At 73.7% G+C, this 13,562-nt stretch carries 12 protein-coding genes and 1 riboswitch; of the genes, 8 read left to right on the top strand and 4 right to left on the bottom strand.

Annotation, left to right across the window (positions count from 1 at the left end):
- The first annotated feature begins 28 nt into the window (after positions 1-28).
- The 5 genes from B9L22_RS14980 (at position 29) to B9L22_RS14960 (ending at position 5,643) form a co-directional block, all read left to right on the top strand.
- Entirely contained in the window at positions 29-760 is a 732-nt protein-coding gene (locus B9L22_RS14980; RefSeq protein WP_086150954.1) for a hypothetical protein, read from the top strand.
- A gap of 85 nt (positions 761-845) precedes the next feature.
- The gene (locus B9L22_RS14975) at positions 846-2,321 is read left to right on the top strand and encodes an NCS2 family permease (RefSeq protein ID WP_034651820.1); all 1,476 of its coding nucleotides are present in this window, start codon (positions 846-848) and stop codon (positions 2,319-2,321) included.
- Between the two features lie 9 nt (positions 2,322-2,330).
- Positions 2,331-3,683: a mannose-6-phosphate isomerase, class I gene (manA, locus tag B9L22_RS14970; protein ID WP_086150953.1), complete on the top strand. Its 1,353-nt coding sequence runs from the start codon at positions 2,331-2,333 to the stop codon at positions 3,681-3,683.
- A gap of 158 nt (positions 3,684-3,841) precedes the next feature.
- Positions 3,842-4,300: a MarR family winged helix-turn-helix transcriptional regulator gene (locus B9L22_RS14965; RefSeq protein ID WP_021483075.1), complete on the top strand. Its 459-nt coding sequence runs from the start codon at positions 3,842-3,844 to the stop codon at positions 4,298-4,300.
- On the top strand, positions 4,297-5,643 hold the full coding sequence (locus B9L22_RS14960) for an MFS transporter (protein WP_061268052.1): 1,347 nt from the start codon (positions 4,297-4,299) through the stop codon (positions 5,641-5,643). The genes B9L22_RS14965 and B9L22_RS14960 overlap by 4 nt, the downstream gene beginning before the upstream one ends.
- A gap of 93 nt (positions 5,644-5,736) precedes the next feature.
- Here B9L22_RS14960 and serC read toward each other — a convergent pair whose 3' ends face one another.
- Positions 5,737-6,879: a phosphoserine transaminase gene (serC, locus tag B9L22_RS14955; RefSeq protein ID WP_233140168.1), complete on the bottom strand. Its 1,143-nt coding sequence runs from the start codon at positions 6,877-6,879 to the stop codon at positions 5,737-5,739.
- A 247-nt stretch (positions 6,880-7,126) separates the two neighbouring features.
- On the opposite strand from serC, the gene B9L22_RS14950 reads away from it, so the two are divergent.
- The 3 genes from B9L22_RS14950 to B9L22_RS14940 all read left to right on the top strand — a co-directional run bounded on the left by B9L22_RS14950 (position 7,127) and on the right by B9L22_RS14940 (position 10,119).
- Entirely contained in the window at positions 7,127-7,837 is a 711-nt protein-coding gene (locus B9L22_RS14950; protein WP_086150952.1) for a metal-dependent transcriptional regulator, read from the top strand.
- A 137-nt stretch (positions 7,838-7,974) separates the two neighbouring features.
- Positions 7,975-8,164, top strand: a riboswitch (cyclic di-AMP (ydaO/yuaA leader).
- A 7-nt stretch (positions 8,165-8,171) separates the two neighbouring features.
- The gene (locus tag B9L22_RS14945; protein ID WP_369824843.1) at positions 8,172-8,984 is read left to right on the top strand and encodes a C40 family peptidase; all 813 of its coding nucleotides are present in this window, start codon (positions 8,172-8,174) and stop codon (positions 8,982-8,984) included.
- A gap of 187 nt (positions 8,985-9,171) precedes the next feature.
- The gene (locus tag B9L22_RS14940) at positions 9,172-10,119 is read left to right on the top strand and encodes a universal stress protein (RefSeq protein WP_086150951.1); all 948 of its coding nucleotides are present in this window, start codon (positions 9,172-9,174) and stop codon (positions 10,117-10,119) included.
- A 48-nt stretch (positions 10,120-10,167) separates the two neighbouring features.
- Here B9L22_RS14940 and B9L22_RS14935 read toward each other — a convergent pair whose 3' ends face one another.
- The 3 genes from B9L22_RS14935 to B9L22_RS14925 all read right to left on the bottom strand — a co-directional run bounded on the left by B9L22_RS14935 (position 10,168) and on the right by B9L22_RS14925 (position 13,557).
- Complete coding sequence (locus tag B9L22_RS14935) at positions 10,168-11,019, bottom strand: ABC transporter permease (RefSeq protein ID WP_233140166.1); 852 nt, start codon at positions 11,017-11,019, stop codon at positions 10,168-10,170.
- Complete coding sequence (locus B9L22_RS14930; RefSeq protein ID WP_086150950.1) at positions 11,019-12,020, bottom strand: ATP-binding cassette domain-containing protein; 1,002 nt, start codon at positions 12,018-12,020, stop codon at positions 11,019-11,021. Before B9L22_RS14930 ends, B9L22_RS14935 begins: the two co-directional genes overlap by 1 nt.
- A 253-nt stretch (positions 12,021-12,273) precedes the next feature.
- A complete protein-coding gene (locus B9L22_RS14925) occupies positions 12,274-13,557 on the bottom strand; it encodes an aminotransferase class I/II-fold pyridoxal phosphate-dependent enzyme (RefSeq protein WP_086150949.1) in 1,284 nt (427 codons plus the stop codon).
- Positions 13,558-13,562 lie beyond the last annotated feature (5 nt).

Below are 13,562 nucleotides of genomic sequence, written 5' to 3'. Positions count from 1 at the left end.
TGTCGGGGCGGGCAGGAGGAGGTGCGCCGTGCGGGTCTCGGTCTCGGGAGGCGGGCGCCGCGGCGTCCTGCACGCGGCCTGCCTCGCCGCCGCCGGGCACGAGGTCGTGCTCCTCGACCCGGACCCGCGCGCGCTCGCCGCGCTCCGGTCGGGTCCGAGGACCGCTGAGCCGCGACTGCCCCGGCTCCTCGCGCTCGGCCTCGTGAGCGGGCGCCTGCGCCCGACGACCGACCGCACGGCCGTCGCCGGTGCGCGCGTGCACCTGCTCTGCGTCGGCGCCGGGGCCGCACCCGACGCCGGCGGTGCGGCGCGCGTCGCGACGCTGCGGGACGCGCTCGACGGCCTCGCCCCGCACCTCGGCCCCGGCGACCTCGTCGTCGGCCGGGCCCGCGTCCCCGCAGGCACCGCCGAGCTGCTCGCCGCGTGCCTCGCCGCGGACGGCGTCCCGGCCACGGTCGCCTGGGTGCCCGACGAGCACCGGCCGGGCCACGCCGTCGTCGACCTCCTGCACCCCGCCCGGGTCGTGCACGGCGTCCCCGCGGGCCCCGCCGGGGAGCGGGCGAACGCGATCCTCGACGTCCTCCACGCGGTCCAGCTCGCCTCGGGCGCGCCGCGCAGCCTCACCGACCTCGCGACGGCCGAGTCCCTCGGGCACGGTCACGGGGCGCCCCGCGCGCACGACGTCGCCGCGACGTCCGGGCGGACCGACGTGGCGTCGAGCACACCCCGGACGGCGCTCGACGCCGTCGGCGCGGCCTGACGTGCACGGACGACCCCGGCGGGCGATGCCCGACCGTGTCCGGCGCGTTACCGCGCGGTCACACGGTTCTGGCAGCATTCTCCCCATGTCCACCCCCACCTCCGTCCGTGAGGACGAGCACGCCCCCGTGCCTGCGCGCGGCGCGATCGACCGCTTCTTCAAGATCACCGAGCGCGGCTCGACGATCGGCACCGAGATCCGCGGCGGTCTCGTGACGTTCTTCGCGATGGCCTACATCATCGTGCTGAACCCGCTGATCATCGGGACCGTCCAGGACGGCACGGGCCAGTTCCTCGGCGGGGGCGCCGAGCCGGACTTCGGCAAGATCGCCGCGGCCACCGCGCTCGTCGCGGGCGTCATGACGCTCGCCATGGGCGTCTTCGCGAACTTCCCGCTCGGTCTCGCGGCCGGGCTCGGCCTCAACGCCGTGGTCGCGTACTCGATCGCGTCGCTGCCCGGGGTCACGTGGGCGGACGCGATGGGCCTCGTCGTCATCGAGGGCCTCATCATCCTCGTGCTCGTGCTCACCGGGTTCCGCGAGGCCGTCTTCCGGGCCGTGCCGCTCGAGCTGAAGACCGCCATCAGCGTCGGCATCGGCCTGTTCATCGCGCTCATCGGCCTCGTCAACGCGGGCTTCGTCACCGCGGGCAGCGGCACGCTGCTCGCGCTCGGCAACCTCGGCACGTGGCCGATCCTCGTGTTCGTCGTGGGCCTCGTGCTGACGATCGTGCTGTGGGTGCGCAAGGTCAAGGGCGCGCTGCTCGTCGCGATCCTCACGGCGACCGTGCTCGCCGTCGTGCTGGAGAACACGCTCCACATCGGCGCGAAGGCCCCCGACGGCTCGAACCCGGACGGCTTCAACCTCAACGCGCCCACGTTCGACGGCGTCGTGCAGGTCCCGGACTTCGGCCTCCTCGGCCAGTTCTCCCTCCTGGGCTCGTTCCAGAACATCGCGACCGTCACCGTGATCCTGCTGGTGTTCTCGCTCCTGCTCGCCGACTTCTTCGACTCGATGGGCACGATGGTCGCCGTCGGCGCCGAGGCGCGCCTCAACGACGCCGAGGGCGTCCCGCCGCGCTCGCGCGCGATCCTCGTCGTCGACTCCATCGCCGCGGCGGCCGGTGGTGCCGGGTCCGTGTCCTCGAACACGAGCTTCGTCGAGTCGACGACGGGCGCCGGCGAGGGCGCCCGCACGGGCCTCGCGTCGGTCGTCACGGGTGTCGCGTTCCTGCTGGCGACGTTCCTGTCGCCGCTCGTCGCCCTCGTCCCGTACGAGGCCGCGGCGCCCGCGCTCGTCTTCGTCGGGTTCCTCATGATGACGCAGATCGCCGGCATCTCCTGGAAGAACGTCGAGATCGGCATCCCCGCCTTCCTCACGATCATCGTCATGCCGTTCACGTACTCGATCGCGGACGGCATCGGGGCGGGCTTCCTCGCCTTCGTGCTCATCAAGCTCGCGCTCGGCAAGGTCCGGGCGATCCACCCGCTGATGTGGGTCGCGGCGGCGATGTTCGTCGTGTACTTCCTCCTCGGCCCCATCCGGGACGCCCTGGGCCTCTAGGCTCGGCCCATGACGAGCGCGGCGGACGAGCGGTCGGGGGAGGCGTCGGTGGACGACGCCCTCCCCGGCGCTCGTCCGTCGGCGTTCTACCGGCTGGAGAACACCGTCCAGCGGTACGACTGGGGCTCGACGTCGGCGATCCAGGACCTCCTGGGGGTGGTACCGGACGGTCGTCCGGCGGCCGAGCTGTGGATGGGGGCGCACCCGCTCGCGCCGTCGCGCGTCGTGCCCGACGGCGGCGCCCGCCCGGGCGGGACGTCGCACCCGGGCGCGGAGACGGCGTCGGGCACGACGCTCGCGGACCTGGTGCGCGCGGACCCGGTGGGGGTGCTGGGCCAACGCGTCCTCGACCAGTACGGTCCCCGGCTGCCGTACCTCCTCAAGGTGCTCGCCGCCGACCGCGCGCTCTCGCTGCAGGTGCACCCGCGCCCGCACCTCGCGCGCGCCGGGTTCAATCGCGAGAACCGGGAGGGCGTCGCGCACGACTCGCCGCTGCGCAGCTTCCACGACGACCAGCACAAGCCCGAGATGGTCGTGGCGGTCTCCCGCTTCGAGGGCCTCTCCGGGTTCCGCCGGCCGGCGCGCATCCTCGAGCTGCTCGACGGGCTCGACGGCGCGCTCGCCGGACGGATGCGCGACACCCTGCGCGCCCGCCCCACCGAGGCGGGCGTCCGCGACGCGTTCACCCTCGCGCTCCACGCCCGCGCGGAGCCCGACGTCGCGGCCGACCTCGCGCTGACCGTCGCGTCCGTCCGTGCCCGGGCCGAGCGCGAGCCGGCGGTGCCCGCGCCGGGGGGCCGCCGCACGTCGCGCCGCGCCGACGCGACCGTCCTCGCGCTCGCGGAGCAGCACCCGGGCGACCCGGGCGCCGTCGTGTCCCTCATGCTCAACCGCGTCACCCTGGAGCCCGGGGAGTCGATGTTCGTCCCCTCGGGGCACGTGCACGCGTACCTGTCCGGGTGCGCCGTCGAGATCATGGCGAGCTCCGACAACGTGCTGCGGGCCGGGCTGACGAGCAAGCTCGTGGACGTCGACGCCCTGCTCGAGTGCGCCACGTGCACGCCCGGTCCGGCCGCGCGACCGCGGCTCGTCGACGACGGCACCGGCCTCGTCGCCTACCGCCCGCCCGTCGCGGAGTTCGCCCTCCGGGCCGGCCGGGTCGCGGGCGCGGTGCCGCTGCCCGCCGCCGGTCCGCGCGTCGTGCTGTGCCTCGACGGCGCGGTGACGCTCGCGGCCGCGTCCAGCGCGGACACCGCGGCCGGGACGCGGCTCGTGCGGGGGGAGTCCGTGTTCGTCCCGCACGGCACGGGGGCCGTCGTCGTGGACGGCGAGGGTGACGTCGTCGTCGCCTACGTGCCCTGACCCGACCGCCGGGCAGGCCGCCCTCGCGTCCTCGCCGCAGGGCCGACAGGCACCTGCCGAGGCGCTGCCCGCGCCCAGGCGTGGTGCCTCTCCGGCGCGCCCCTGGACGTGACCTGCACCTCTTTCCTTACCTAGGGTAATGAGTTAGGGTAACTATCATGCCTGCTGCGGACCTCACTGCTCCTACCCGGAACCAGTACCGGCCCGCGACGCTCGGAGGCGACCTGCGGGTCGCGCTCACCCGGATCTCCCGGCGGCTGCGTGCCCAGCGCGGCGAGGCGGACCTCCCCGAGGGGCGGTTCGGCGTCCTCACCGTCCTGCACAAGCACGGCGCCATGTCGCCCAGCGAGCTCGCGGAGCACGAGCGCGTCCGGCCGCCGTCGATGACCCGCGCCGTCAACGCCCTCGTCGAGATGGGTCTCGTCGAGAAGGGGGAGCACGCGAGCGACCGCCGTCAGGTCGTCGTGCGCCTCACGGACGCCGGCGTGCGCGAGGTCAAGGAGACGCGGCGCCGCCGGGACGCGTGGCTCACGCAGCAGCTGTCCTCCCTCACCCCTGACGAAAGAGAGACCTTGGCCCGCGCCAGTGAGCTGTTGACCCGGATCGCCGCCCGATGAGCACCACGTTCTCCTCCCTCCAGTACTACAACTACCGCGTCTGGTTCGGCGCCGCGCTCGTCGCGAACGTCGGCACCTGGATGCAGCGCGTCGCGCAGGACTGGCTCGTCCTCAGCGACCTCACCGACAACTCCGGCGTCGCCGTCGGCGTCGTCACCGCGCTGCAGTTCGCGCCCGTGCTCGCCCTGTCCGCGTGGGCGGGCCTGCTCGCCGACCGGCTCCCGCGCCGTCGGCTCCTCATGGCCACCCAGGGCGCGATGGGACTGCTCGCGCTCGGCCTCGGCGCGCTCGTGCTGTCCGGCAACGTCGAGCTGTGGCACGTCTACGTGTTCGCCGGCCTCCTCGGCGTCGTCTCGGCGTTCGACAACCCCGTGCGCCAGACGTTCGTCGCCGAGATGGTGCCCGCCGACAAGCTCTCCAACGCCGTCGGGCTCAACAGCGCGTCGTTCAACGCGGCGCGCCTCGTCGGGCCGGGCGTCGCCGGGCTGCTCATCGCGGCCGTCGGCTCCGGCTGGCTGTTCATCATCAACGGCGTGACCTTCGGGGCGACCATCCTCGCGCTGCTGTACATGCGCACGCGCGAGCTCCACGTGCTGCCCAGCGCGCCGCGCGAGAAGGGTCAGATCCGCGAGGGCATCCGGTACGTGCGCGGACGGACGGACATCATCGTCATCATGGTCGTCGTCGGCGTCGTGTCGACGTTCGGGCTCAACTTCCAGCTCACGTCCGCGATGATGGCGAAGGTCGAGTTCGGCATGGGTCCGGGGGAGTACGGGATCCTCGGGTCCATCCTCGCGATCGGGTCGCTCACCGGGGCCCTGCTCGCCGCGCGCCGGGAGCGCCCGCGCGTCCGGCTCGTCATCGGGTCCGCGTTCGGGTTCGCCGTCGCCACGGGGGTCATGGCGCTCATGCCCACGTACGCGAGCTTCGCCGTCGCGTGCATCCCCGTGGGGCTCGCGTCGCTCACCATGATGACCGCGGCCAACTCGACCATCCAGATGTCCGTGGACCCCGTCATGCGCGGGCGCGTCATGTCGCTCTACATGATCGTGTTCCTCGGTGCGACGCCCGTCGGCTCCCCGCTCGTCGGCTGGATCGCCGAGGCGTGGGGCCCGCGCTGGGCGATCGGCGTCGGGTCGATCACCGCCGCGCTCGTCGCGGTGGGCGCCGCCGTCTGGGCCGTGCGCAACTGGCACCTCGAGGTCCGGTACCGCGTCCTGCAGCGCCCGCACCTCGTGGTGCGCTACCTCGACGCCGGGACCCCGACCGACCGTTCCGCCCGCGCCGAGGCGCGGCGCCGGATCGAGGCCGAGGACGCGCAGGAGGCCGCCCGGGCGGCCTGACGCCGCCCCTCCCGCCGAGCCACGAGGCCGGTGCCGCCCCGGTCTCCCGGGCGGCACCGGCCTCGTGCTGGGCGCGGACCTCGGTCGCGCTCGTCAGCCGAGGTGGTCGACGACGTGGTCCACGCACGCGGTGAGGGCGCGGACGTCGTCGGGCTCGATCGCCGGGAACATGGCGACGCGCAGCTGGTTGCGGCCGAGCTTGCGGTACGGGAAGACGTCGAGCACGCCGTTCTCGCGCAGCGCGGCGACGACGGCCGTCGCGTCGATCGCGTCGTCCAGGTCGATCGTGCCGACGACCGTCGACCGCTCCGCCGGGTTCGCGACGAAGGGCGTCGCCCACTCGCGCGAGTCCGCCCACCCGTAGAGGTGCGCGGCCGACTCGGCGGACCGGGCGGCGGCCCACTCCAGGCCCCCGTTGCCCAGGAGCCACTCCACCTGCTCGGCGAGCATGACGAGCGTCGCGATCGCGGGCGTGTTGAGCGTCTGGTCCTGGCGCGAGTTCGCGGCCGCCGTGCGCAGCGACAGCGACTCCGGGACCCAGCGCGTGCCGCTGCTCTCGACCTCCTCCGCGCGCGCGAGCGCGTCGGGCGAGCACAGCGCGAGCCACAGGCCGCCGTCCGACCCGAAGACCTTCTGCGGCGCGAAGTAGTAGACGTCGGCCTCCGCGACGTCCACGGGGATCGCGCCCGCGCCGGACGTGGCGTCCACGAGCGTGAGCGCGCCGCGCTCGCGCGAGCCGGGGACGCGGCGCACGGGCGCCATCGCGCCGGTCGAGGTCTCGTTGTGCGGCCACGCGTGCACGTCGACGTCGTCGGCGGGCTCCGGGAGCGCGACGGTCCCGGCGGGGGCCGAGATCACCTGGGACGGCGCGAGGAACGGCGCGGCGGTCGTCGCGGCGGCGAACTTCGCGCCGAACTCGCCGAACGCCGCGTGCTGCGCCTTCGAGCGGACGAGGCACGCCGTCGCGACGTCCCAGAACGTCGTGGAGCCGCCGTTGCCCAGCACGACCTCGTAGCCGTCGGGCAGCGCGAACAGCGTGGCCAGGCCCTCGCGCGTGCGGCGCACGAGCGACCGGACGGGCGCCTGCCGGTGGGACGTCCCCAGCAGCGAGGTGCCGGCGTCGGACAGCGCCCGGACCTGCGCGGCGCGGACCTTGGACGGCCCGGACCCGAAGCGGCCGTCGGCCGGCAGGAGGTCCGAGGGGATCGTGATCGAGGTGTTCGCGAGATCGGGCACGGCGTCACCCTACGCGCGCGCGGCGCGACCCGGGAGCCTCGTCCACAGGCCGTGCGTCACCGCACGGTCCGCGCCGGGGTCCCGCGGGGAGGCGCGGGCCACCAGGCACCACGGGTGCCCCTGGACGACACCCCGGTCGGGTCACGGGCTCGCCATAGACTGACCCCCAGCGGCCCGCCGGTGCGGGCAGGCGCCCCGTGGAGCGACGACCGGGCGCCCCGAGCCGACGAGCGACTGGGAGCGTGACGTGACCGATCTGATCGATACCACCGAGATGTATCTGAAGACGATCTACGAGCTCGTGGAGGAGGGCATCGTCCCCCTGCGCGCGCGCATCGCGGAGCGCCTCGGCCACTCGGGGCCCACGGTGTCGCAGACGGTCGCGCGCATGGAGCGCGACGGGCTCGTCGTCGTCACGGGGGACCGCCACCTCGAGCTCACGCTCGCGGGCCACGAGAAGGCGACGCGCGTCATGCGCAAGCACCGGCTCGCCGAGCGGCTCCTCACGGACGTCATCAAGCTCGACTGGGAGTACGTGCACACCGAGGCGTGCCGCTGGGAGCACGTGATGAGCGAGCTCGTCGAGGAGCGGCTCCTCGGGCTGCTCGACCACCCGCACTTCGACCCGTACGGCAACCCCATCCCGGGCCTGCCGGAGCTCGGGGAGCAGCTCGAGGAGGTCGACTTCCTCGACGGCGTCGTGTCGCTCCCCGTCCACCTCGCCCAGCACGGTCTCGGCGGCGGTGAGGTGCGCGTCGTGCTCCAGCGGATCGCCGAGCCGGTCCAGGTCGACGTCGAGCTCCTCGCGCGGTTCGCCCAGGCCGGGGTGCTGCCGCGCCGCACGCTCGTGGTGCGCCCGGCGCCGGCCGGCGGGGTCACCGTGCAGGGAGAGGGTGCGCCGGTCGTCCTCGACCTGCCCGACGACGTCGCGCGCCACCTCTTCGTCGCCCGCGGATAGCCGCCCGTTCACCGGGGGAAACGCCGTGACCTGCGGCGATGCGAGGGGCCGCGTTCCGTCGTAATGGGAACGTGACTTTTGCCGAGGGGTCCTGTACGGTCGTCCTGCTCCGTCGGGATACCCATCTGGCGGAGACCTCGCGCGGAACGCCTAACCCTGTCACCGCGAGAGGCCCACGACGACCCGATGACAGGGACGGGGGACCCACTTCCGGGTGCTGGAGACAGCGCCCTTGGGGTGAAGCCCGACGGACTCCGGTCCGCCAGGCCGGGTGACTCTTCCACCCGAACCCGACAGCTGACCTCGCAGGCGTCCAGGAGAGGCAACAGTGACCGTGAGCACGACTCGCGCCCGCCACCGCGCGGCGCGGCGTCCCGTGACGCCACTCAGCACCATCGCCCAGGCCGCATCGGACCAGATGTCGAGCGTCGGTCGTCGTACCGCCGTCGTCGCCGCGTCCTCCGGCCTCATCGTCTCGATGATCGGCGCCGCCGCCCCCGCGACGGCCGCCCCGGTCGACAACGAGTCCGGCAAGCTCAACGCCGTCGACCTCAGCGCCCTCACCGCGCAGGCCCGCCAGGCCCTCGAGGCCGCCCCGGCCGTGACCGTCGCGGCCGACGCGGCGTTCACCATCGAGGAGGCCCCGGTCACCGTGACCCCGGCCCCTGAGCCGGAGCCGGAGCCCGAGCCCGAGCCCGTCCGCACCACGCAGACGAGCCGCACGCAGGAGCGCCAGTCCACGCCGTCGTCGTCGTCCGACGAGTCGCAGGCATCGGCCCAGCAGGAGGCCTCCGTCGGCGCCCCGGCGTCGGCCTACGGCTCGTCGATCGTCTCGATCGCGGCTCGCTACGTGGGCGTCCCGTACGTCTACGGCGGCACCACCCCCGACGGCTTCGACTGCTCGGGCTTCACCAGCTACGTCTACGCCCAGGTCGGCATCAACCTGCCGCGCACGTCGGGCGCCCAGGGTTCGGTCGGCACCAAGGTGTCGCGCGACCAGGCGCAGCCGGGCGACCTCATCTGGACGCCGGGCCACATCGCCATCTACGCGGGCGACAACATGATGATCGACGCCCCGCGTCCCGGGAAGTCGGTCCAGTTCCGCCAGATCTGGCAGTCGAACCCCACCTTCATCCGCGTGGCCTGATCGCTCACCCGATCAGGACCCCCGCGGTCACTGGCTGGACGAACCCCGTCCGCTCGCACTCTGCGCGAGCGGGCGGGGTTCGTGGCATTCTTGACGTGTTCGTGACTCGTGGCAGACGGACGGCCGGGCCTGGTCTCGGCTAGGTTGGTCGTCCGATGGCACCGGGCCGTCGAGAGGAGAGTCGCTCATGACCCGCACGGAATCCGTCCTCGTCGGTGTCGACGGCTCGGCGCCGAGCCTCCACGCCCTGGACTGGGCGGCGGCGTACGCGCTGCGCGTGGGGTGGCCCCTCCACATCGTGTGCACCTACTCGTTGCCGTCGTTCACGGCGGCGTCGCTCGACGGCGGCTACGCGGCCCTCGACGACTCGGCCATCCAGGAGGGCGCGCGCGCCGTCCTGGAAGAGGCTCGCGCCCGCGCCGAGGGCGCCGGGGTCCGCACGACGGCGACGGTCACGACCGGCGACGCCGCGGGGGTCCTCGTCGAGATGTCGCGCGAGCACGCGCTCGTCGTCGTCGGCACGCGGGGGCGCGGCGGCTTCACCGAGCGGCTGCTCGGCACCGTCTCCTCCGCGCTGCCCGCGCACGCGCACTGCCCGACGGTCGTCGTGCCGTACCGCGCGGGCGGGAAGGGCGACGAGGGCGGCGCGCAGGAGCTGCCGCCGGTGCGGGACCTGCGCCGGATCGTCGTCGGGGTGGACGGGTCGCCGTCCGCGGAGATCGCGCTGCGGCACGCGATCCGTCAGGCCCGCGCCTGGGACGCCGAGCTCGTCGCGGTCGCCGGCGTCCCCGTCGGTGCCGGTGCGGGTCTCCTCGCGTGGCTGCCGGCGTCGATCGACCACGAGCAGGTCCTGGCCGACGTCACCGAAGGGTTGAACGTCATCATCGACCGCCACGAGGCGGAGCACCCCGGGCTGACGATCAAGCGTATCGTGCTCGACGGCACGGGTGCGGAGCTCCTCACGGAGTTCTCCACGGCGTCCGACCTCATCGTCGTGGGCTCGCGCGGGCGGGGCGGTTTCCGCGGCCTGCTGCTGGGCTCCACGAGCCAGGCCGTGCTGCACCACTCCGCGTGCCCCGTCATGGTCGTGACCAAGAAGTGCGAGGACGACGAGCCGACGGCCCAGGAGGGCTGAGCGGCCGGCACGCCGGGGCACCACGGCGCGTGGTGCCCCGGCGCGGGGTCAGCTCCGGTTGCGGTACAGCCGCATGGTGATCGGGGCGAGGATCGCGGTGAGCACGACGGACGCCACGAGGACCCACACGATCCCCTCCGTCGCGGGCTCGCCCGCCATGAGCCCGCGCACCGCGGTGACGAGGTGCGTGACCGGGTTGACGTCGACGAAGCGCTGCAGCACGACGGGCATCGTCGACGGGTCGACGAAGATGTTCGACGCGAAGGTGAGCGGCATGAGCACGAGCATCGACGTGCCCATGACGGCGTTGGGGGAGCGCAGCACGAGCCCGAGGGCCGTGAACACCCAGCTGAGCGCGAACGCGAACACCAGCAGCAGCACGATCCCCAGGACCACGCCGACGACGCCGCCCGGCGGGCGGAAGCCCAGCACGAGGCCGAGCGCGAGGGTCACGACCGAGGCGATCGTGTAGCGCACGGTGTCGCCGAGCAGCGCGCCGACGATCGGCGCGGGCCGCCACACGGGCAGCGATCGGAACCGGTCGAACACGCCCTTGCTGATGTCCGTGTTCATCGTGTAGCCCGTGTAGATCGTCGTGAAGAGCACCGCCTGCACGAGGATGCCGGGCAGCAGGAACTGCAGGTAGCTCTGCACGTCGCCGGCGAGCGCGCCGCCGAACAGGTACGTGAACATCAGCGTGAAGATGATCGGCGAGACCGTGACGTCGAACAGCTGCTCGGGCACGTGCTTGATCTTCAGCAGCGCGCGCCACGTGTACGTCAGGGTCGCCGAGACGGGCGACGGCCGGTCCGGTCGCCGGTCGAGCGCGACCGCCGCGCGCAGCGCGTTCGCCTCCGGGGCGCGCAGCTCCGCGGCGGTGGTCATGGGGTCCGCGGCCATCAGGCCACCTCCTCGATCGTCTCGTCGTCGTCCATGGGCTGACCGGTGAGCGCGAGGAACACCTCGTCGAGGCTCGGCTGCCCCAGCGTGAACTCGGGCACCACGATCCCCTCGTCGCCGAGGGCGGGCAGGATCCGCGCGACGTCCGCCGCGCCGTCGTCGGGCACGCGCGCGGTGAACGCGTACGGGTCGTTCGCGAGCGTGATGTCCGTGCCGAGCAGCGCGCCCACGACCTCCGCGGCCCGGCCCCGCTGCGTCGCGTCGGCGAGGCGCAGGTGGACCGCGCCCTCGCCCACCGACCGCTTGAGCTCGGTCGCGGTGCCCTCCGCGATGACCTTGCCGTGGTCGATCACGGCGATGCGGTCGGCGAGCTGGTCCGCCTCCTCGAGGTACTGGGTCGTGAGCAGCACGGTCGCGCCGTCGGCGACGAGGACGCGCACGATGTCCCACACCTGGTTGCGGCTGCGCGGGTCGAGCCCGGTGGTCGGCTCGTCGAGGAAGATGACGCGGGGGCTCATGACGAGGCTGGCCGCCAGGTCGATGCGCCGCCGCATGCCGCCCGAGTACGTCTTCACCTGACGGTCGCCCGCGTCCCCGAGCCCGAACGCGTCGAGCAGCTCGGCCGAGCGACCGCGTGCCGTGCCGCCGAGGAACCCGTACAGCCGCGCGAGCATGACGAGGTTCTCCGTGCCCGTGAGGTCCTCGTCCACGGACGCGTACTGCCCGGTGAGCCCGACGACGGACCGCACCTTGTCGGCGTCGTGCACGACGTCGTGGCCGAGGACCCGCGCCGTGCCCGCGTCGGGGCGCAGGAGCGTCGCGAGCATGCGGACGGCGGTCGTCTTGCCCGCGCCGTTCGGCCCGAGGACGCCGAACACGGTGCCCTCGGGGATGAGGAGGTCGATGCCGTCGACCGCCTTGGTCACCGACTTCCCGGTCGCGAAGTGCTTGACGAGGCCGCGCGCCTCGACGGCGAGGTCGCCGCGTGCAGGTTCGGTCATGTCCCCTCCTGGCCGTTGCCGACGGGCCGCCCGGAGCGTCCGGGCCACCCACGCACCCACCGACCGCCCGGGCCGGCAGAACTCATCGGTCGTGCACCCCCCTCATCGTGCGCCGGAGAAGGGGACGCTGACCAGCGAGATGCGCCAGGAGCGAAGAGATGCGCCGGAACGAGGTAGAGCCTCCGGCCGCGAGGGAGAACCCGGGGGGCTCTACCTCGCGACCGGAGGCTCTACCTCGCGGGTCCGGGGTCCTCTACCGAGCGGCGTGCTCCGCTGCCGCGAGGAGGACGCACGTCGCGACGCCGTCCATCGCGACGCGGACCTCCTCGATCGGGGGGAGGGTCGGGGCGAGGCGGAGGACCTTGTCCTCCGGGTCCTTGCCGTAGGGGAACGGGGCGCCCGCGGGCGTGAGCGCGATGCCGGCGGCCTTCGCGAGCTCGACGACGCGCGACGCGGTGCCCGGCACGACCTCGAGGCTGACGAAGTAGCCGCCCTTCGGCTCGGTCCACGACGCCACGCCCGTGCCGCCGAGGCGGTCGGCGAGGATGCTCGTCACGGCGTCGAACTTGGGGGCGATGATGTCGCGGTGCTTGCGCATGTGGGCCCGCACGCCGTCGGCGTCGCCGAAGAACAGCGCGTGCCGGAGCTGGTTGACCTTGTCCGGGCCGATGGACTGGGCGGACAGGTGCTTCTTGTACCAGGCGACGTTCGCGGGGGACGACGCGAGGAACGCGACGCCCGCGCCGGCAAACGTGATCTTCGACGTCGAGGCGTAGAGGATCACGCGGTCCGGGTGACCGGCCTCGGCGGCGAGCGCGATCGCGTCGGCGCTGCGGACCTCGTCGTCGGTGAGGTGGTGCAGGGCGTACGCGTTGTCCCAGAGGATGCGGAAGTCGGGGGCGGCGGCGGGCACGGACACGAGCGCCCGCGCGACCTCCTCCGTGACGACCGAGCCGTCAGGGTTCGCGTACGTCGGCACGACCCACATGCCCTTGATCGTCGGGTCGTCGGCGACGAGCGCGGCGACGGCCGCGGCGTCGGGGCCGTCCGCCGTCACGGGGACGGTGACCATCTCGATGCCGAGCGCCTCGCACACGGAGAAGTGGCGGTCGTAGCCGGGCACGGGGCAGATCCAGCGGACCTTCTCCTCGCGGCCCCACGGGCGCTCGGACCCGGGGACGCCGAAGAGCGTCGCGTACACGAGCGTGTCGTACATGAGCGTGAGGCTCGCGTTGCCGCCTGCGAGGAGCTGCTCGACGGGCACGCCGAGCAGCTCGGCGAAGATGCGCCGGAGCTGGGGCAGCCCGTCGAGGCCGCCGTAGTTGCGCACGTCCGTGCCGTCGGCGTCCGTGTGCACGCCCTCGCCCGGGAGCGCGAGCAGGGCCTCGGAGAGGTCGAGCTGCTCGGCCGAGGGCTTGCCCCGCGTGAGGTCGAGCTTCAGCCCCAGCGCCTGCAGGTCGGCGTACGCGCGACGCAGGTCGTCGAGGGACGACGCGAGGGTGGTGGTACCGGGTGCGGTGGGCTCGGGCGTGGTCACCCTCC

Origin of the sequence: Cellulosimicrobium sp. KWT-B (assembly GCF_002127155.1) — a bacterium.
GTDB classification, from domain to species: Bacteria; Actinomycetota; Actinomycetes; order Actinomycetales; family Cellulomonadaceae; genus Cellulosimicrobium; species Cellulosimicrobium funkei.
Note: the sequence above shows the minus strand (reverse complement) of the source record. Positions and strands in the feature narration are given on the sequence as shown.